Annotated in this window: 19 protein-coding genes and 1 pseudogene; 10 read left to right on the forward strand and 10 right to left on the reverse strand. The window is 39.9% G+C overall.

Annotated features, from left to right (window positions below):
* The first annotated feature begins 15 nt into the window (after positions 1–15).
* Positions 16–468, forward strand: a complete 453-nt coding sequence (locus tag IQ276_RS37205; RefSeq protein ID WP_193919672.1) for a DUF1392 domain-containing protein — start codon at positions 16–18, stop codon at positions 466–468.
* 42 nt (positions 469–510) lie between these two features.
* On the opposite strand, the gene IQ276_RS37210 is transcribed toward IQ276_RS37205, so the two are convergent.
* Together IQ276_RS37210 and IQ276_RS37215 are read right to left on the reverse strand one after the other, a co-directional pair.
* Positions 511–684, reverse strand: a complete 174-nt coding sequence (locus tag IQ276_RS37210) for a hypothetical protein (RefSeq protein WP_193919670.1) — start codon at positions 682–684, stop codon at positions 511–513.
* A 78-nt stretch (positions 685–762) separates the two neighbouring features.
* On the reverse strand, positions 763–960 hold the full coding sequence (locus tag IQ276_RS37215) for a DUF2811 domain-containing protein (RefSeq protein WP_193919668.1): 198 nt from the start codon (positions 958–960) through the stop codon (positions 763–765).
* A gap of 520 nt (positions 961–1,480) precedes the next feature.
* On the opposite strand from IQ276_RS37215, the gene IQ276_RS37220 reads away from it, so the two are divergent.
* The 4 genes from IQ276_RS37220 to IQ276_RS37235 all read left to right on the forward strand — a co-directional run bounded on the left by IQ276_RS37220 (position 1,481) and on the right by IQ276_RS37235 (position 3,585).
* A complete protein-coding gene (locus tag IQ276_RS37220) occupies positions 1,481–1,897 on the forward strand; it encodes a hypothetical protein (RefSeq protein WP_193919666.1) in 417 nt (138 codons plus the stop codon).
* Positions 1,898–2,104: 207 nt separating this feature from the next.
* The gene (locus IQ276_RS37225; RefSeq protein WP_228043260.1) at positions 2,105–2,266 is read left to right on the forward strand and encodes a hypothetical protein; all 162 of its coding nucleotides are present in this window, start codon (positions 2,105–2,107) and stop codon (positions 2,264–2,266) included.
* 92 nt (positions 2,267–2,358) lie between these two features.
* Positions 2,359–3,039, forward strand: a complete 681-nt coding sequence (locus IQ276_RS37230) for a uracil-DNA glycosylase (protein ID WP_193919664.1) — start codon at positions 2,359–2,361, stop codon at positions 3,037–3,039.
* Positions 3,040–3,072: 33 nt separating this feature from the next.
* A complete protein-coding gene (locus IQ276_RS37235; protein WP_228043259.1) occupies positions 3,073–3,585 on the forward strand; it encodes a hypothetical protein in 513 nt (170 codons plus the stop codon).
* Here the strand turns inward: IQ276_RS37235 and IQ276_RS37240 are convergent.
* Entirely contained in the window at positions 3,543–4,556 is a 1,014-nt protein-coding gene (locus IQ276_RS37240) for an IS701 family transposase (RefSeq protein WP_193926053.1), read from the reverse strand. The genes IQ276_RS37235 and IQ276_RS37240 overlap by 43 nt on opposite strands.
* Positions 4,557–4,720: 164 nt before the next feature.
* Here IQ276_RS37240 and IQ276_RS37245 point away from each other — a divergent pair, with 164 nt between their 5' ends.
* Positions 4,721–5,431, forward strand: a complete 711-nt coding sequence (locus tag IQ276_RS37245; RefSeq protein WP_193916524.1) for a hypothetical protein — start codon at positions 4,721–4,723, stop codon at positions 5,429–5,431.
* 286 nt (positions 5,432–5,717) lie between these two features.
* On the opposite strand, the gene IQ276_RS37250 is transcribed toward IQ276_RS37245, so the two are convergent.
* Together IQ276_RS37250 and IQ276_RS37255 are read right to left on the reverse strand one after the other, a co-directional pair.
* Positions 5,718–10,007, reverse strand: coding sequence for a strawberry notch family protein (locus IQ276_RS37250; protein WP_235116446.1), 4,290 nt, complete (start codon positions 10,005–10,007; stop codon positions 5,718–5,720).
* Between the two features lie 312 nt (positions 10,008–10,319).
* Complete coding sequence (locus IQ276_RS37255; RefSeq protein ID WP_235116447.1) at positions 10,320–10,766, reverse strand: hypothetical protein; 447 nt, start codon at positions 10,764–10,766, stop codon at positions 10,320–10,322.
* A 372-nt stretch (positions 10,767–11,138) separates the two neighbouring features.
* Between IQ276_RS37255 and IQ276_RS37260 the strand changes: the two genes are divergently transcribed.
* Together IQ276_RS37260 and IQ276_RS37265 are read left to right on the forward strand one after the other, a co-directional pair.
* A complete protein-coding gene (locus IQ276_RS37260) occupies positions 11,139–12,089 on the forward strand; it encodes an RpoD/SigA family RNA polymerase sigma factor (protein ID WP_235116448.1) in 951 nt (316 codons plus the stop codon).
* A gap of 564 nt (positions 12,090–12,653) precedes the next feature.
* Positions 12,654–14,114 (forward strand): ISLre2 family transposase, encoded by a 1,461-nt coding sequence (locus IQ276_RS37265; protein ID WP_193925627.1) that lies wholly within the window; start codon positions 12,654–12,656, stop codon positions 14,112–14,114.
* Between the two features lie 366 nt (positions 14,115–14,480).
* On the opposite strand, the gene IQ276_RS37270 is transcribed toward IQ276_RS37265, so the two are convergent.
* Both IQ276_RS37270 and IQ276_RS37275 read right to left on the reverse strand, forming a co-directional pair.
* Positions 14,481–14,669: a hypothetical protein gene (locus tag IQ276_RS37270; protein ID WP_190884812.1), complete on the reverse strand. Its 189-nt coding sequence runs from the start codon at positions 14,667–14,669 to the stop codon at positions 14,481–14,483.
* A gap of 9 nt (positions 14,670–14,678) precedes the next feature.
* Positions 14,679–15,248: an ATPase gene (locus tag IQ276_RS37275; RefSeq protein WP_190884813.1), complete on the reverse strand. Its 570-nt coding sequence runs from the start codon at positions 15,246–15,248 to the stop codon at positions 14,679–14,681.
* A 955-nt stretch (positions 15,249–16,203) separates the two neighbouring features.
* Between IQ276_RS37275 and mle the strand changes: the two genes are divergently transcribed.
* Positions 16,204–17,064 carry an alpha/beta fold macrolide esterase gene (gene mle, locus IQ276_RS37280; RefSeq protein ID WP_193923263.1) on the forward strand — a complete coding sequence of 287 codons (861 nt, stop codon included), beginning with the start codon at positions 16,204–16,206 and terminating at the stop codon, positions 17,062–17,064.
* A 147-nt stretch (positions 17,065–17,211) separates the two neighbouring features.
* On the opposite strand, the gene IQ276_RS37285 is transcribed toward mle, so the two are convergent.
* The 3 genes from IQ276_RS37285 to IQ276_RS37295 form a co-directional block, all read right to left on the reverse strand.
* Complete coding sequence (locus IQ276_RS37285; RefSeq protein ID WP_193923261.1) at positions 17,212–17,424, reverse strand: hypothetical protein; 213 nt, start codon at positions 17,422–17,424, stop codon at positions 17,212–17,214.
* A 14-nt stretch (positions 17,425–17,438) separates the two neighbouring features.
* Positions 17,439–17,783 (reverse strand): hypothetical protein, encoded by a 345-nt coding sequence (locus IQ276_RS37290; protein ID WP_193923259.1) that lies wholly within the window; start codon positions 17,781–17,783, stop codon positions 17,439–17,441.
* A 205-nt stretch (positions 17,784–17,988) separates the two neighbouring features.
* A complete protein-coding gene (locus IQ276_RS37295) occupies positions 17,989–18,183 on the reverse strand; it encodes a hypothetical protein (RefSeq protein ID WP_193923255.1) in 195 nt (64 codons plus the stop codon).
* A 175-nt stretch (positions 18,184–18,358) separates the two neighbouring features.
* Between IQ276_RS37295 and IQ276_RS37300 the strand changes: the two are divergent.
* A pseudogene (locus IQ276_RS37300) lies at positions 18,359–18,667 on the forward strand (Rpn family recombination-promoting nuclease/putative transposase); the annotation flags it as partial.
* Positions 18,668–18,673: the final 6 nt, after the last annotated feature.

Raw genomic sequence — 18,673 nt, forward strand, 5'->3', positions numbered from 1 at the left:
GGATTATATTCCCAGATGATTAACCAAATTACCGCCTTAGAATCCTGTTGGCATATTTCTCCTGGGTGGGGTAAGACCATGCCTCCATTAGCAGTGGAAATCTTAGAAAAAGTTTTGTTGCCAATCTCAGACTTGTCAGGTTATTGCTGTGGTGTTGAGTGGTCAGGACAAGAATGGATTTATGCAATTGTTTGCCAGAATGAAACTCTCTACTTAGCTGAACAAGAATTTCATACAACAAATGTACTAAAAAAGCCCACTATTTCTACTCCAGCTTTTAGATTGGGGGACATAGTTGAGGTTGATTTCGGTGAACGGCCGACACGCCGTATTATTCAAGGAATTTTTAGTCTCAAAGAGAATTGGCTTTATGGGGTAGAGTGGCGCTCCCCAACTTTAGAAGAAGTATCTGCCCAAAGCAGAACAATATGGCTTGCTGATGTAGATTTAGTTAATGTTAGTGTATAAATATTGTCATTTGATATTCAAGAATAAGGCTATAGGTTACTATCACCCGCTCCTCTTGGTTTTGAGTGAGTTTAAGATGTCGTCACTACCCAGGGAATTTTCCATTGGTTGAGCCACATTTTCAGCATTTTCTACGAGTTGGGCTTCTGCTGCATCTGAAAGTTGCGATACTACAATAGTAGATGTTTCCGCTTTTACCTCGTTTTTCGTTGCCATTAATCCTGACTGAAAAAATCTTTCTGAGTGTATAGTTTGATTGACCTTGTTATTTAGTATGGCTTCTAGGGAATAACATTAGCCACGACGAAACAGAGTTTCGAGATAGACTTGGGAAACACCGCGATCGCCATCAGCATTTTGCAGCAGAAACAGGGAGATGGCTGCGGTAATAAGGCGATGTTCATCCCAATCAGGATGTTTTTCTAAGTAGGTATTGAGAGATTGATGTAGTGTTTCGGGAAGATTAGTAAAGATATTTTGGGTTGAGTTCATATAATAAAAGCTTCAGAAAAAGCAAATCAATAGGGACAAGAAGCTAGAGGTGATACAGTGCAAGTACAGTTTCACCCATTCAATGCTAGCCGAACCACTGGCACTAACAACTGAATAGTTTTATACAGTTGATGCTCAAAATGGAACAGGCGGCAAAGGCTAGTGGATTTATTTTGTGCTGATTGGCTGAGTTTGTCAATGTTGCAAAATGTTAAAGAGAAATATAGAAAAAATAAATAATTACGTGAAAGCTAGGGTTAGAAGTAGGTTTTGTTTACGTTGCGTAATAATAACTCAGTAAAGCAGAATGATTGCTACAGACATGACAAAATACCCATTGGGTGAACAGAAGCCGATTATCTTGTAAAACAACTGTGGAAAACAGCAGAAATAGCTGTGGAAAGTCTGTGGAATCTGGCAGGAAAAATAGAGTTAATGATAAGAATTGCAAAAAGTTCAGATTTGTAATCTCTGCCGTTGCAGTGTAATATCAGCCTCAGTATTACCAAAGGAGCTAATCATGAGAGGATGGGTAAATGATCCACATTCAGGAGGGGTAAAAATCCCGGAGCAGGTCAAACAGAGAACAAAGCACCGGATATTAGCTTATGCAGAGCAGCATTATGCAGGACAATACATACGTATTGATGTGCGTTTTAAGGGATATTTCTGTTACATAGATGCTTATAAAGAACCATTTTTACCAGACAATGATGACCTATCAATGTTTAAAATAACACGCTCTGAATATATAGAGAGAGCCAAAAATACACCAATTCATCTGTGTCGATTGCGGTACAAAGGGAATGAAGAGAAATGGACAAAGGCTTTTTATACTTATAGTAATGAAAAGTACGAACCTAGCGTATTTAACAATGGTACTTTTTATGGAACACCAGAAGAAGCATTTCAAAGTTCAGCATTGTATTTAGATTAATCAAATTTCGACAGATTTAATGATTTTTGAAATATAAATATAAAATTGTTTGGCTGATAAAAAAGTAACAATATCGCTCAATATGCCTAAATCTTATAAGTTTCAACCTTTGCTGCTAATTAATACTATCTTGGATAGTAGTGACTCTCACTACTAAAATTCCCATATATCGAGGAAGTAATTAGTTGTAAAAATGCTTTAGCGCTTATGTATGATAATTTGCAAAGCCGATTTCATAAATCTCATCTAGGGTTGGCAATTACACAACGAAAAATAGTTGGTATTGGTGGTACATCCTTTAGAGATTATCTAGCTAAATACGATCGTGAAGAAGCGCCTCTGTTTCCAGGTTTAGAAGATATTCTCTAATTGGATCAGAGTGTTAGTTATTTGTGAAAAACACGGAATTGTTGAGGTTACGAGATGTAGGATAATATGTCTGGACGCTAAATAATCATCGAATGATAAATTTGCAATTTCCTAATAATTGGCAGAAAGTACTAGCTGAAGAATTTAAACAACCTTACTTTACTAAACTTCAAGAGTTCCTAATAAGTGAAAGGTTATCTTATACTATCTATCCAGCTAAAGAAGAGACATTTTCTGCTTTTGAACTGACACCTTACGAGCAAGTAAAAATCGTATTGCTGGGACAAGATCCATATCACAATGAAAACCAAGCACATGGGTTATGTTTTTCAGTAAGACCAGGGGTAAAACCACCTCCATCACTTCGCAACATATTTAAGGAACTTAAACAAGATATTGGATTTGAAACCCCAAATAATGGCTATCTTGTAACATGGGCTAAACAGGGTATATTGATGTTAAATACAGTACTAAGTGTGAGAGCAGGCATGGCAAATTCCCATAAAAATAAGGGTTGGGAAACTTTTACAGATGTGGTAATTAGTAAAATTAGCCAGAAACCTGCACCTGTGATCTTTGTGCTGTGGGGTAAGGATGCACAAAAGAAATTAAAGCTGATAGATACTAACAAAAATATCATAATTCAATCAGCACATCCTTCACCACTTTCTGCTCACAATGGTTTTTTTGGCAGCAAGCCCTTTTCAGCTATTAATTCTGCATTAATTTCTTATGGACAATCAGAAATTAATTGGCAAATACCAAATATTTAAAAATTAAATACTTTATTAAAAATAAAGAAAACTATGAGCGAGTACCAGTATTACGAATTCCAGGCATTAGACCGACCATTAACTGCATCAGAACAAGCATATATAAGTAGTTTATCTAGTCGGGTACAACTGAGTGCAACAAACGCAATTTTTACCTACAGCTATGGAGACTTTCGAGGTGAACCCAAGGAAGTTCTGGAAAAGTGTTTCGACATCATGTTATACATGGCGAATTGGGGAACGCGACAATTAATGTTTCGTTTCCCTAAAACAGTGGTTGCTCCATCAGTTTTTGAACTTTATTGTTTAGCTGATAAAATTACTGTATCAAGTAGCAAAAATTATGTAATTGTAGATATTAGTATCCAGGACGAAGAATATGGAGATTGGATAGAAGGGGAGGGATGGCTAGCACAATTAGTGCAGTTGCGTGATGATATCAGGACTTACGCAACTGGCACAAATAGCGGGCAGGGCGCAGCCCTGACAGGCGACAATTTAAATCAAACCAAGCACATAAGAATACTTGGGCGTTTCAGTTGCTGAATTAAATAATTAGAAAGCAAGTTATGCTTGATTTGATAAATAGTTTGACCAGTTGTATAGGCTAAATTCTTTAACCTAACCCAAACTAACATTGCACAAGCGATATGATTTCTTTGAAGCCTAGCTTTCCGACATTGGCAAAATTCAATCCCAGTTAATTGTTTAATTTCTCTGTGAAACTCCTCGATTTTCCAACGAATTTTACACACCTCTTGTACAACATCCGTGGAACTTTGAGATAAATCGTTAGTTGCGACATAATCCGTTCTGTTGGTAGAAACAGTAACCCGGAATAGTTTCACTTTTTTATTAGCTGGGAACCCTTTAATTTTGATTATCTTACCACAATCTAATTCTTCTTGACTCCATTCTAATAATTCAATACGTTTATATTTTGCTTGACCAAATGTATCATCAACTAACCGATTGTCTTTTAAAGGGCAATAATAAATTTTGTCTAAGCTATCAATATATAGCATTAAACTGTGTACCGCATACCATGTATCCATCAAAACAGTATCAAATGGTAAAAGCTTATGATACACAAGGCTTTGGAGCATGTCTTTCACATGGTCTATCTTGGTTTTGCCATCGACATCAGGATTAAAAATTCGATAATCTATGACCCAAAATCTTTGAAGTGTAGGGTTGACATACACGCAGCTAACTACGCCAATGCCTTTAAGGACACCATGCTCATTACCACTATATTGTCTTCTGACTATTTCTATTTCTTCAGAATACCTTTTATCTAAAATGCTATCATCAAATATTATGTAACCATTGTCATCAGGCTCAACTACCTCTTTCACGTTATCCCATAGTAAACGAGGTGTTAATTTTTCTCTTTTCAAATAATAGTTAATTGTATCATGGCTAATACTCTCTAAATGCTCTGCCAAATTGGTAATGGTATAATTAATTTGGCTACTAAGTAGATACTGGCAATAATCTAATTTAGTAAACTTCATATTCAAAAGTATTCGTTACAGTAGCCTGAGCAGCAGCCCAAAAATTTGGTGTGAAAAGGAACAATTTACATTTGTACTCTAGTTCATTTCATCTGCATTTTTATAGTACTTTAGTACTATTTGTTAGCGATCGCATTGTGCCAGTTGCGTAAGTCCTGGATATTTTGCAAGGAGATTATCGAGTTTTATACCTGGCTTGGTTAAAAGCAGCTTCAATAGCAATTGAAGAAGGGGAAGATGAAGAAGATTTAGTTGAACCACCTGTCCCAGCCAACTTGAAAAAACTACCTGCTGCAATTGAGACTTTTACGGAGTTATTTGATATTGACCAGGATTTAATTGCATCGGCATCTCAAGTAAGTATTGATAAAAAAGAAAATACTGAACCCATAAAAGAGTGGATTACAGCTTTGTCATCAGAGGAAAAAGACTATTTTCTTTTGAAAGTAGCAACAGGTGAAATTAATGTTGGAATACAACTTGTAAACCGACTGCGAGAGCTATTTAAAATTCCCAAAAGTGATAGCAATCATGATACTCATAGACGCTCATTTTCTCAGTTACTAGAAAATGCTAATGAGCAAATGCAACAGCGTCAGCAACGAGAGAAATTAGCAGCACAACAGGAAAAAATCCGGAAGTTAGAAGTTCTAGCTAAAAATCAAGATAAAGTATGGTCAGATATATATAAATTACTTGAATTCAAGCAATCCAAAACTTATGACCAAGCAGTTGCACATCTAGTTGACTTACGGGAATTGGCTGAATATCAAGGGAAGCTAGAGGAGTTTAAAGCTTCTATTAAGCAGATGCAAAAAGATTATAGCACCCGGACTGGATTGCTATCGCGCCTGAAAAAAGTTGGATTATTGTAAATTCTCTAAGTGTACAATTTTTCTTTTCTGACATGGTGATGCTGATTACCATTTTATATTCATGGTATGAAGCCCCTATTTTTAAATAGGTCGAATAAAAAAAGAAGATTTTTAAGGCACGTAGTGCGATAACTTAGCAGTGCGGAGCCGGAGCCGCTCCGCCTCCGGTCCATATTTGAAACAAGAGCTTTTAAGTTACTTATTCCCTTTCCCATTTCCCTTTCTTCACACTCTTGTTTGAGCGAAAAATAAGCTGATGTATCTAATAAATACATCAGCTTTTGACTTATCCCAAGATTTCAATCACAGCCGCTAGAATAGCTGGTGCTTTGTCTGAAACTGGAATGAATATCCGCTTTTGCCAGTTGATGATCTCGGTGAAGCAACCTACAGCTAAGAGTCGCTCTGCCAGTGAGATAGCATTAACCAGTTCTATGCGAGGTTCATTAGCAACGAAAGAACGTCGCAAGGTTACACCACCTGGCAACTGCTGTGTATATCTCTCGTTGAGTACCAGCTTCACAAGTTCTTCTGGAGAAAGCAGCTGGTTCCTTAGTCCGAGTTGTTCGCGCACGGTTTGAATGTCGTGAGCATTCACCACCCGACCGAGAATCTTTTGTCCATCGCTGGTTTGCAAGCGGAAGACTCGGCTATTGTGCTGGGGCAAGATTTTCCAGATAGGCAATAGAATACCAGTCACCAAATGCAGGTAATCGGTAGTGAACTTGGGCAGTGCATCTACTTCAATAGACCACCCTGCGACGAACGCATCGACACAAACCGCTTTCCAAGTGGAAGATTCTAAATCCTTGACTGGTATACGGGTTTCTTTTTGGGGACGGACGAATAACACTCTTGGTACAACACCACCATCAGCGTCGTAGATACTATGTGTCGGAATTGACACAGCAGCATGACCAGATTTGGTGTTAACCATCAGTTTCCCCTGGTACATACTGGCAAACTCAAGCATCTCGTCAGCAGTTTTGATGTTGTTCTTCTGGGTGCGCTCAATTTTCAAGTAGTTGGTTGTACTATTTGTTGCAGGGTGTGTATAAACTACTTCTTCCCTTTCGATGGTAAACCGTTCTGCTCGAAGTGTTTCCACACCCATCTCATAGATTCCTGCCGTTCGCGCTGCTTCAATCTGCTGACTTAGCAATAACTCAAAACGCTCGAAAATGATGTTTTGCATATCGATGCGTAAAGCCAGCAGTCGATTGAGGAATTGCCGCAGTGGTGGAAGGTCTATCCGCATTCCGCCTTCGTGGGAAGTTAGCGATAACCCTGTCATCTGCTCGAACTGCCCTAGCGGAACTTCAGCAAACCGACCCTGATAAATTTGCTTGAACAATTCATACAGTGCGTGTTCTGCATAGTTCGACTCCAGATTATCCTTGGTATCAAAGATGCCATTGCCTCCGGTTTGCCTTTGCCCCCTTGTGAGTGCGCCCAAGCTATCCAGCCGTCGAGCAATAGTGCTGATGAATCGGCGTTCACCTATAACGTTCGTCGTGACTGGTCTGAACACGGGCGCAGATGCTTGGTTGGTTCTGTGCGATCGTCCAAGCCCTTGAATTGCATTGTCTGCTCTCCAGCCTGCTTCCAACAAATAATGCGATCGCCGCCGCCGATTCACAGCGTTGAGGTCAGCGTGATAGCTGCGACCCGTGCCGCCTGCATCAGAGAAGATGAGAATTTGTTTATCACCCGTCATAAATGCGTTAGTCTCAGCAATATTCGCCCCACTACCCCGTGAATCAACGAACAAACGCCCTGAATCATCTTTCAGAACTCGCTTGCTGCGACCAGTTACTTCGGCAATTTGCTTGTGACCAAAATGCCACAGCAATTGTTCTAATGCGCCAGGGATTGGGTCAAGGCTTGCTAGTCGATCAACTAGAGTATCTCTCAAGGCTACAGCTTCTTGGGAGATAACTGGAGAACCATCGGCATTAAAGACTGGCTCGGATCTTTCTTCTCCATCAACGCCTGAATGGATGGAATGGAGATGAATGGGGAAAGCACTCATCAGGTAATCCATGACATATTCCCGTGGAGTCAGATCAAGATTGAGATCCTTCCATTCTTCGGGTGCAACTTCATTGAGTCGGCGCTTAAGCAACTCCTCATTAGTTGATACAATTTGAATAACAACGGCATTTTGAGCAGCTAAATCCTCTTCAATCGCTTTAATTAACTGCGGACATTTCATGCCAGTTAACAGATGGTTGAAGAATCTTTGCTTGTGTGACTCAAACTGCGAGTTGGCAGACATCTTAGCAGCACGATTGTACGTTTTTGCGCCAGTTATATTGCAAGCTTCTAAGGCTTTTTCTAAATTATTATGAATAACACCAAAAGCATCGGAGTAGCTGTTATAAATCCGTTCCTGCGTCGGCGTTAAATCAATGTAGAGAGTCTGATACTCCACCCCCTCGAATGAAAGACTCCGCGCCAGATACAGCCCCAAAGCCTTGAGATCCCTGGCTACGACTTCCATCGCGGCAATACCACCGCCCTCAATGGATTCCACAAAATCCTCACGGGAGGTGAAAGGGAAATCTCCAGTCTGCCAAAGCCCCAGACGATTTGCATAAGATAGGTTAGAAACCTTTGTCGCTCCAGTCGCAGAAACGTAGATAACCCGTGCTGAGGGCAGTGCGTTTTGCAACCTCAGCCCAACAATGCCTTGCTGGGATGCTGCAACCATACCGAGTTTACCCTCTTGAGCCATTGCATTACCCATCGCGTGACACTCATCAAATGCGATCGCTCCCTCAAAGTACTTACCTGCCCACTCAACGATTTGCTTGAGACGACTTTTACCGTTCTTTTGAGAACGTAGAGTCGAGTAGGTACAGAATAGAATGCCTTGGGTGAGAGGGATGGAGTCGCCAAGTTTGATGTTGCTCAGGTCGATAATATCTTTTGCATCACCTCCTAAAGCACACCAATCGCGTCGGGCATCTTCAATTAAAGCAGAGCTTTTAGATACCCAAATGGCTTTTTGCCGCCCCTGACACCAATTGTCTAATATAATACCTGCACACTGTCGTCCTTTCCCTGCTCCCATGCCATCACCAAGGAACCATCCACGGCGAAATCTAACAGCGTTTTCTGAGCTAGTTGCTGCTACAGTCACATTATCCCAAGAATCATCCACAATATAAGACCCAGACAGAAATTCACAGTGGGCAAAACCAGCGTAAATAACGCTTTCAAGTTGTGCTTCAGATAACAAGCCTTGTGAGACAATGTTTTGCGGGAGATGTGGTTTGTAAGTGGGAGCCGGAGGCGATACTAATGCCATTCCCGCACTCTCACAGAGTAGCGACGGATGAGGTAAAGCATCTTTAATTCTGATTCGTTGTGGGCGATATGTTTCGTATAGGGTATCTTTCAAACCCTCACTAGCCGTCCATTCGATAACCTCATATTCCAACACTACTACATCGTCTGGGAGAGAGGAAACTGTTTCGGGTTGTGCAACTGTAGTACGTTTTGACAATTGAACAACTTTTGCCTTCGCCGCAGCAGCTTTGACTTTTTCTGAGCATTCCCACGGAGATCGCTGTGGTAATTGCTCAATCAACGCCAGCAGTTCGGGCAAGTCCAAGGTTTCGGGAATACAGGGGATTTGCCTGTGATTATCAGCCGTAACCTTGTCAATTACTGTGATTCTGGTGTCGATTTGTGTACCATGTTTTGAGTACACCTTGCCGTTAACCCCAACAGATAGTAGAACTCGTGCTTCCGAGTGCCACTTAACAAAAGTCTTGCGCCAAGTGGGATTATTGGGAGAAAACCAGTTAGCAGTAATTGTTACCAGCCGTCCACCGTCAGCCAGTCTTTGCAATGCCGAGTTGATATGCCTCTTTGTTGCGTCTCTATTGCGACTGTTGATTTTGGGAGATGCACAGAAAGGTGGATTCATCAGCACAACTGAAGGCTGAGTTTTACCAGCTAGGTAATCGTTAATCTGTTCCGCGTTTACTGAGAATAATGGTGTACCAGGGAATAATCGCCGCAGAATCTTCTCCCTATCGGGTGCAAGCTCGTTGAGCATCAGACTTGCACTGTGCAGTTTAGCCATTTGTGCCAGTAGACCAGTTCCGGCTGATGGCTCCAGCACCAAATCAGTAGCTTGTATAAATCCTGCTTTGGCTACGAGATAAGCAAGCGGCAGAGGGGTGGAGAATTGCTGAAGCTTTACTGACTCTTCACTACGGCGAGTATGCGTCGGACAGAGGGCTGTTAATTCTTCTAATTGTTGCACAACCACTTGAGGTTGTTGTGATAAAATCTTAATTCCCAGATGACGCAGATATAATATTTGCGCTACTTCCACAGCTTCGTAAGCATCTTTCCATTGCCATGTGCCTTCTGCCGCAGTACCGTGAAAGTGGCGATTCATCTGGGAAGAAACAGTTTTCGTAGAGAGAGGGCGATTATCTATTAAAACTTTTGCAAGCTCTTGGGCAACATTAATAACTGACTGCCCATAATCGATTACTGTTTGCAAATCGAATAAAGAACCTTGAGTGAAAAGTTGCTGTACCATTGCATCACTCACAATATTATTTTTTCACTTTTGCTATGGCGAAGCCTTTCTCTTATTAAGAAATGAGGCAATTACCAAGAAGGGGAAAAGGGGAATGGGAAAGGGGGAAAGGGCACAGAATTTAGAACTTTTCCTCACAAGGTAGAAAGCCCCTGTCTTAATTGTGGAGAACAAAAAAAGAAGATTTTTTAGACATGTAGTGCAAGAACTTAGCAGCGTCTTTATTTGAAACAAGAGCTTTTAAGTTACTGGTTCCCTTTCCCCTTTCCCCTTTAACCTTTTCCCTTTTATTCTTCGGTGATCAGCCGAGGGTTAAAAAACGAATTAGCCAGCTTTAGGCGGTCTGCCTGGCTTGCGCTTCCCTGAAGAATTTACATCAGCCTTTTTAGTTTTCGGTGACTTGTTGGCAGAGTTGTTAGCTTTATTGGAACGAGTAGTACGTTTTGGTTGTGATGAAATCTCTTTAACTGGAGGCAGTAATCTCAATGTAGGGAATGAGAGAATAACTGCTTCATTACTGGTACAATGAATGACTTCATCCTCTAACATCCAAGGATCTGGCAATTTTTCAAAAGTCCGAGCTTGTGGTGTGATTACTTCTGATACTGATGGGATTGTAGAAGCGGCTATATTTCCATTGCTAACAGAAACCACATTACTAGTATAAGCAGCCGATACAAATAGTCCGTTAATGAACTGGAATATAACGAGAGTAACGAATGCCCAAAAGATGACTACGATTGTCAAAGTGAGTAGAGATTGCATATCCATGATTATTCCTCAACTAAGTAATTGTATTTTTCAATTGATTTACGCAAAGCGTTTTTAAGCTTTGTTCAAATGTGAAGCGAGTTTGAACATATCCTCTCTTGAAGAGAGGACTTCACTCTAAATTTAGCGTAGCGCCTCTCTGATTTAACTCAGTCAAATTTCTCCACTAATTTAAAGCTTAGTTATCAAATAAAGCAGCTTTTAGTATTTACCTATTTTAAGATTTCAAGTATTATGTTTATAATCTTATTTGACTTTAGATTTACATTGGGGTTAAGTCTATGGTTAAGATTTAATTTGTTAGCTAATTCTTGAGATAAAACATTCTATTCAAACGAAAAAGAAAAGTAGTCGTCACAATTAATTGAAAGTATGCCCAGCCTAACTACCGACTTAGTTCGCTCCTACCTTAAAGAAATCGGACGCTACCCTCTGCTAACTCCTGAGCAAGAAATTACAAATGCAAGGGCGTTGCAGCAGATGATGGCGATTGAAGAACAGCGATCAAACCTCGCACTTCAATTAAACCGAGAACCAACCACAAGAGAATTAGCTACCTCGCTTGGGCAAACTGAAGCTGAAGTACAGTCAATCGTTCAACAAGGTCAAAAAGCTAAAGAGAAAATGGTGACAGCTAACCTACGGTTGGTGGTTTCTGTTGCCAAAAAATACCAGAACCACAATTTAGATTTTCTCGACTTGCTCCAAGAAGGGGCACTGGGACTGCAACGAGGAATCGAAAAGTTTGACCCTAACAAAGGCTACAAACTATCAACCTATACTTATTGGTGGATTACCCAGTCAATAACACGTGCTATAGCAGATAAGTCTCGTACTATTCGTTTACCAATTCATATCAACGAAAAGTTAAACAAAATCAGGAGAATACAGCAGCAACTGTTTCAGTCTTTGGGTCGTCCTCCAGTTGTAGCAGAAATTGCCGAATCGTTGAATCTATTGCCAAGCCAAATAAGAGATTACCTTCAGGTTTCCAAGTCTCCAGTTTCATTAGAAATGCGAGTGGGAGATGAGGGTGAAACTGAACTAGTCGATATTTTGCCGATGGATGGTATTTCCCTAGATGAGCAAATTACTCTTGAGCTTTTACACCAGGACTTGAGCGAGTTGCTGGCATTGCTTAAGCCAAGGCAACGAGAAGTATTGACTCTACGTTTTGGATTGTCAGATAATCAGCAACTAACTTTGAGTCAAGTTGCAAAACGCCTAAATCTTAGTCGAGAAACAATTCGTAAAACTGAACATCAAGGTTTAAAAATTTTGCGCTCTCATCAAAACAATATCAAAGACTATCTTCTTAATTAAGTGTTTCATTTATATAACTCGAATTCGCTACTCCAAAGACTCAGAGCAAACCGCGACTGCTGTTAAAGATGCCTCCAATTGCGGCTGTCAGGAGTGCGATGGCGTACCCGCACTTTCCGGTGGCGATTACCTCTGCTTAGTCCCTGGCGAAAAACCATCAGATTGTTACTGTTTCAATCAAATGGCGCATGAATATATTGATGCCCAGAAACTATCCTTATAAATAGAACAGCGATTATAGAACCGATGCCCAGCAAAACTATTGAAGTCCGAGAGTACACCGTCAGAGCGCACAAGCGGGAAATTCATACTCGCGTTTTTAACTTTGTGTGTAAGCAATGTGAGCAACGGGAGCAATGCGATTTTGTGAGATGACCCCACCTGGAGAGCGATCGCTAATAAACTCTTACGTATATATTTAGTATTTTATACAAAAGTTGCAGCAATATTGCTTAGAAGATACAACCTGCTACCAAAAACAAAGTTTCTGTACATTGTTGCTACTAGAAAAAAAGGTAAAATTTCCTTTCAGGAATAGTTTTGAAATAGGAAGTATCTACCTTTATGAAAAAAAATATATCTGCAAATTTAAATTTTGCCGATTCATTATCAGATTTTCAAAAGGATGTGACTAACCTTTTAGATTTGAAAAATATCGAGGAGTGGTCTGGAAAAATAGTTAAAGAAAGAGAAGAAAAAATTAGACAGGCTGCCTTAGTTTTAGCGGGTCAATGTATCGCCATATTATTGCATAAGCTTTCTCAATCAGAGTCGGCTCATCAAACAGCAATTAATCAAACCAAAGGATGGTGGCATACCGACACACAAAGACACGGTTATACGAAGAGGGAAATATTAACAGTAGGTAATGTTGTAGTAAATCTTAAATTACCATACGTTGTTCAAAAAAGAGAAAAGAAAGCGAAGAATAAATCTACTAATGTTGGATTCTGCCCCTTGCTAAAATGGTTAGGAATGTCAGAAGGCTTGACCCCATTAGTTTGGTCAGATATTACAAAATATGGTGCCATAGCTAGTTCTTTTGAAGCCGCACATACAATCCTGGGTGATTGGGGAATTAATATTAGTCTTAAACGAATTGAACGATTGACATATAAATTTGGTCAAATCAGCATTGATTTACGTCAAACTAAAATATCTAACTTGCAACAAGGTAAATTACCTGGTGGGAATATACTTAAAGACCAGAGAGTTGTGATTGCTGTAGATGGTGGCAGGAGTAGAATTAGGATTAATAAAAAAGGTAGAAAAAATCTCAAAACAAACAAGCACGGCTTTACAGGGGAATGGGTTGAGCCAAAATTATTAACAATTTATGTGGTTGATGAACAGGGTAAAAAAGTTAAAAATGGCGAAATAAACATTGTAAATGATGGCACTTATGAAGACTATAAAGGCTTTTTGCCAATTTTAGAAATGCATCTGATTAGTTTGGGAATTAGTCAAGCAAAACAAGTTTTATTAGTTGCTGACGGTGCTGAATGGATTTGGAAGCATATTCCCCCTCTTTTAAAGAAATTGAAATCTCCCGATGCGACTTATCAATTATTTGATTTTTACCATGTTACTGAACGGCTACAGAAATTTGCTGATGTAGCGTTTAGTGATGATAAGGAGCGGAATAATTGGTTTAAAAAAGCACGGAGAACTTTAAAAAAAAGTAATGCCATGACCATAATTAGGCAGATGGATGAATTTATATCTGAAGCTACGGGAGAGCGTTGTAAAACTATGGTCACACAGAGAAATTACCTTTTACGTGCCTATCGTGAAAGGCGTTTAAATTACGCTAAGATACTAGACCAAAAACTACCAATAGGTAGTGGAGCAATTGAGAGTTTAATTCGTCAAGTTGTCAACTTAAGAATCAAGGGTAACAGTAAATTTTGGTTGAAAGAAAATGCAGAAATTATCTTACATCTGCGTTGTCAATGGATGGCTGGAAGTTGGGATAATTTTTGTGGTTCTATCTTTAATTCTTTTATCAAACCCCAAGCTGCTTGATAAATTTTATACTTTAATCTTGCCTTTAATTTACTTTTTGACATAATTCATACTAAGTATGAAAGGCTGATTGCAGATATTTTTATAAAAAATCGTCAAATGACTTGCTATTAATCTTTTTGAGATATTTCATCAAGATGAATTTTTGTGCAAACCAGTATTTTATTTGCAAATAAAATCACCTTGTACCTAAATATAATTTTTAGCGATGGCTACGCCCGCCGCAGGCATCGCTTGTTTTTGACCAGACCTCACAAAATCGCATTGCTCCCATCGCATTGTGCCAGTTGCGTAAGTCCTGTTTAAAATACGTGACTGGGTAGTATTGTAAGTGGTCGCTCCTATAAAACTTCTACTTTATTGGTATCATTTGTCATAGATAACAGTTGAATCAATAGGAGGGATTTGCTCGGCAGTTAAGGTAACAACTTGACCATCTTGCCAAATGCTAATAGATTCCCCTAAGCGGCGGTGTCTTTCAATAGCTTTTTTCATAGCGAGTTTAACACCTGCATCGATTTGGCTAGATAATTTCTCAGGAATTGGCTTATTCATAAGTATTAGTTAGGTATTATTAGTAATTTGGCTCCATAGCTGGGGTTGATAAATTATCGGCTCTTGATTCAAAGGGCGTTCAGCTATGATCTGCAAAATTGCATTAGAGTTATCATAAACAATCCAGCGATCGCACAATGGTAAATATAATTCAATCAAGTTTTTTCTTCCACGTTCATAGCGACGGTAAATAGTGTCTTCAGGGATGCTGTGACCACCACTTTCTACCCGTCTGCTTACCCGTGCAATAGCTAATTCCGGGCTTTGTAACCAAAAGTAAATTAAATTTATCGCATAACCTTGTTTTTTACATTCTCTCAAAAATCGGGCGAAATTACGAGCTGCTAAAGTTGTTTCAAATGCAAAATCGATTTTAGCATTCAACAGAGTTTTTAATCTTTCTACCATCAATCGTCCGGCTTGGATGGCTACGGATTCCGGGTTAAAAGGAGAAAGCCCGGCCGCTATTTCATCGGCGTTGACATATTCAAATACCTGTAGGAAATAAGGAAGAATTTGCAGCGCGGCGGTAGTTTTACCAGAACCATTTGCACCGCCAATTATGTATACATTGGGCATGTTGTGACTTCAATTGGGTATTAGCAATATTACACTTGCAAGGTCAATATCTGTAAGTAACTGGTTTAAAAGACTACTAGTTCGTCCTTGAGTGAACTTATATACCGTAAGAGGCAATCGCCTCTCTTTTTTTGTCCTCTAGTACTTGCCAAGTGAACTTGGCTCTTTTAAGGGTATTAAATCACTTACATTTCCCCAGTCCTCACGAGCGTATTTTTGGGTTGGTGAACTACTAGGAAAGGATGTCACAAACCAACCCTTCCGTGTCACAGTTAAAATGCTTCAAACCCTGATTGTTGCGTTGTGACACCCTTCCGCTTTTCGTGCAACCCAGTTGTTTCTAGTGTCACAGCCTCTAAAAAAATAAAGCTTATTTAGTAAGGGTTTCAGCCATTTAAAAGTGCTACCCTTCCGCTTTCCCTTCCGCTTTTCATTTTGAAGGCTAAAAAAGATGAGTCAAAAAGCTCTGTAATCTATTCATGGTAAGCTATTGAGGTGTCACAACTCAAAGCGGAAGGGTTGACGACGAATTAGAAAAACCCCTATTTTTTGCCTTATTTATATTTCGGCCAATTCTTGCATCAACACTGTTATCTTTCGTTGATAAGCTTCGATTTCTCCTGTGAGCAGCCTGTGTAATTCTGGTGTAGGAAGTGGTTGTACTTCATGTTCTTGCAAATCCTCTACTTCTTTATCTTTACTATAGGACTCATATTTGATTTTTGAACAAAACTCAGTACACCTTTATTCCTCCTTCCCAGTCCCCAGTCCCCAATCCCCAGTCCCTTACCTCTACGAGTCATTCAGAAATCAAATCGGATTGCTATATAATTTTAGATGATTGAAAGGAGGGAATTTCCATTAGTTTCAACTTTGAAAAACTGAATCGATTTCGCAATGGAGAAACTCTGGATCAAAGCTGTCTAAAATGAAGAAACTGATGTATTAAAAGGATATGGAAAGTAAATGGATTAGTCATAACGGAGTTCGCCTTTTCTCCGAATCTGTCGGTACTCCAGATGCTCCACCAATTTTATTAATCATGGGAGCGATGGCTTCAGCCGTGTGGTGGGCGGAAGACTTCTGCTGCCAATTAGCTGCTCTGGGGCACTATGTAATTCGCTACGATCACCGAGATACAGGACGCTCAACAAGTTACGAGCCAGGTGGTATTTACTATTCTGTTGAGGATCTAGCGGATGATGCTTTTTGTGTTCTCGATGGCTATGGAATTCAGAGTGCCCATTTAGTAGGGATATCGCTAGGAGGATTCCTAGCTCAACTGATGACGCTCAAGCGTCCTCAACGGGTCAAAAGTCTGACCTTAATCGCCTCGGAACCCTTGGCCCAGACTGATCCAACCATACCAGGGATCGATTCATCTGTCCTGGAATACCATGCAAAAGCCAGTGAACTGGATTGGGCAAACCGTGAGGCAGTGATTGAGTACCAAATTGGTGCGTGGCGATTGATTTCCGGTTCAGCCCATGCGTTTGATGAATCAGCTATCCGCGAATTAGCTGGGGCTGACTTTGATCGTACTCCCAATCTCAAGACGACCTTTAATCATGCCTTGCTTCAAGGTGGAGAAAAATGGTTTAACCGCCTCCACGAAATCGCTGTACCAACTTTGGTCATTCATGGCACAGAAGATTGTGTGTTGCCCTATGCCCATAGTTTGGTATTACAAGCACAGATCCAAGATGCTGTATTACTACCATTGCCAGGAACAGGACACGAACTACATCGCAATGACTGGTTTGTTATTCTTGAAGCGATAGAAAAGCACACTGTATCACAGCGAGAAGCAGTCTAACAATTCCCTTGGAGTGGACTATTGAAAGTCCTTTGATTCGATATTGCGATAATCTTGATTACTGCTAATAAACCGCAATATATATTGACAACCTTGCAATACGGCTTGAATTTCTGAAGTAGTTAGCTTAATTTCCATTGGTGTGTTTTAACGTTGGAAAACTGAATCAATTTCGCCGTTATCAATAGCATTTTTGGCATGGCGAACAGCTTGCGTATGATTGTCAAAAGTTTGAGTTGAAGGTGATGCCCAAGTTGTTTTTAACAGACCTGTTTTTCCCACATGAACATCCACAGCGCCATCTGATAACTCGGCAGTCTCAATTTTGTAGCCGCCATGTTTAGTTTTGTACTCTTTCATTGTCATTTCTCTCCCTAAAATTTATCTCGTTGAATACTGAGGCTTGCTCCGACTAAAGAACTGCCTAAGAAGCCGGAAAAACTTACCAGCATTGCACCCAAGCAGATATTTTTCTGCTGCTCCCAACCAGAGATGATTATATTGGGATTAGCATTGGACTCAATTACTTCTAGCCCCCAACAAGCCATTGCTCCTACTCCTGCAAATCCGGTAAAAAGTAGAGAGATAATTGCAGTTGTTTCTATCGTGCGGTCAATGAGAATCCTCGGGTTAAATCTTTTTCGAGTCCGGCGTAGAAGTAATTTCGGTTTACTGTTTAAAGGCATAGACGATTGTTGAAGTATTTTTTGAGTTCTCATTTGGCATCCTCCAACTCCACAAAAAAACCTGTACCAGTATTTGTCACTTTCACCAGCTTTCGATTGACCAGTGTTTGAATCACGCTGAGACTAAAATTGATGGTGCATAATCGAGCGCTACCCCCACAAAGACGGAGATACTGTAGGCATAGTGAGGAATTGTCAGTAGGAGTGGGATGAGTAGATTTTCTCGGCATAATCTTGACTATGGCTCTATGATTTTTAAATGATTGGGATTGAAAAAAATTCCTTGACCAGGCAGCATATCTGGGAAATGAACACAAACCATTCCGTGTCCTGAATACTGAATTACTGTACCTGTTTGCCCTAACCTTGGGTCTTTTTCTGTTAGTGCTTTAATGACTTTTACAACTGAATTAATTGGTGGAAGATTAGCCATTTTTAATCCTTAGCTGACCAGCCTATTATTGATTAGTAATTCGAGTTTCCTTCGATACCATATTGCCAAAAGATTCATCGGCTTAGTACCTTCTTATTGTGTTGATAACTAAAATTTAATTGCTGTGATTAACTAAGATGATGGTAAAATCTCTTCATATTTGAAAAAGGTGTTCATGTTTGATAACACTTGCAAATTTATCGCTGAAATGTATTCTCCCGATTTCGCCACTTGGCTGTTAGGAAAGCCTATTACTTTGACCAAATTAAGTCCTACAGAATTGTCTTTAGAACCTATTCGTGCTGATGCTTTAATCTTGTTGCAATCAGATGAAGTTGTTCTCCACATTGAATTTCAGACCAAACCTGATGAAGATATGCCTTTTCGGATGGCTGATTACCGTTTGAGAGTATATCGGCGTTTTCCCAAGAAGCGAATGCACCAAGTAGTAATTTACTTAGATAAAACTGAATCGGAGAAGGTGTAAGTA

The sequence above is a fragment of the Desmonostoc muscorum LEGE 12446 genome (genome assembly GCF_015207005.2).
Taxonomy (GTDB): Bacteria; Cyanobacteriota; Cyanobacteriia; order Cyanobacteriales; family Nostocaceae; genus Nostoc; species Nostoc muscorum.

Coding starts and splice junctions, on each gene's coding strand:
- IQ276_RS37205 (WP_193919672.1), top strand. CDS start 16: ATGATTAACCAAATTACCGCCTTAGAATCCTGTTGGCATATTTCTCCT.
- IQ276_RS37210 (WP_193919670.1), bottom strand. CDS start 684: ATGGCAACGAAAAACGAGGTAAAAGCGGAAACATCTACTATTGTAGTA.
- IQ276_RS37215 (WP_193919668.1), bottom strand. CDS start 960: ATGAACTCAACCCAAAATATCTTTACTAATCTTCCCGAAACACTACAT.
- IQ276_RS37220 (WP_193919666.1), top strand. CDS start 1,481: ATGAGAGGATGGGTAAATGATCCACATTCAGGAGGGGTAAAAATCCCG.
- IQ276_RS37225 (WP_228043260.1), top strand. CDS start 2,105: ATGTATGATAATTTGCAAAGCCGATTTCATAAATCTCATCTAGGGTTG.
- IQ276_RS37230 (WP_193919664.1), top strand. CDS start 2,359: ATGATAAATTTGCAATTTCCTAATAATTGGCAGAAAGTACTAGCTGAA.
- IQ276_RS37235 (WP_228043259.1), top strand. CDS start 3,073: ATGAGCGAGTACCAGTATTACGAATTCCAGGCATTAGACCGACCATTA.
- IQ276_RS37240 (WP_193926053.1), bottom strand. CDS start 4,556: ATGAAGTTTACTAAATTAGATTATTGCCAGTATCTACTTAGTAGCCAA.
- IQ276_RS37255 (WP_235116447.1), bottom strand. CDS start 10,766: ATGGATATGCAATCTCTACTCACTTTGACAATCGTAGTCATCTTTTGG.
- IQ276_RS37260 (WP_235116448.1), top strand. CDS start 11,139: ATGCCCAGCCTAACTACCGACTTAGTTCGCTCCTACCTTAAAGAAATC.
- IQ276_RS37265 (WP_193925627.1), top strand. CDS start 12,654: ATGAAAAAAAATATATCTGCAAATTTAAATTTTGCCGATTCATTATCA.
- IQ276_RS37270 (WP_190884812.1), bottom strand. CDS start 14,669: ATGAATAAGCCAATTCCTGAGAAATTATCTAGCCAAATCGATGCAGGT.
- IQ276_RS37275 (WP_190884813.1), bottom strand. CDS start 15,248: ATGCCCAATGTATACATAATTGGCGGTGCAAATGGTTCTGGTAAAACT.
- mle (WP_193923263.1), top strand. CDS start 16,204: ATGGAAAGTAAATGGATTAGTCATAACGGAGTTCGCCTTTTCTCCGAA.
- IQ276_RS37285 (WP_193923261.1), bottom strand. CDS start 17,424: ATGAAAGAGTACAAAACTAAACATGGCGGCTACAAAATTGAGACTGCC.
- IQ276_RS37290 (WP_193923259.1), bottom strand. CDS start 17,783: ATGAGAACTCAAAAAATACTTCAACAATCGTCTATGCCTTTAAACAGT.
- IQ276_RS37295 (WP_193923255.1), bottom strand. CDS start 18,183: ATGGCTAATCTTCCACCAATTAATTCAGTTGTAAAAGTCATTAAAGCA.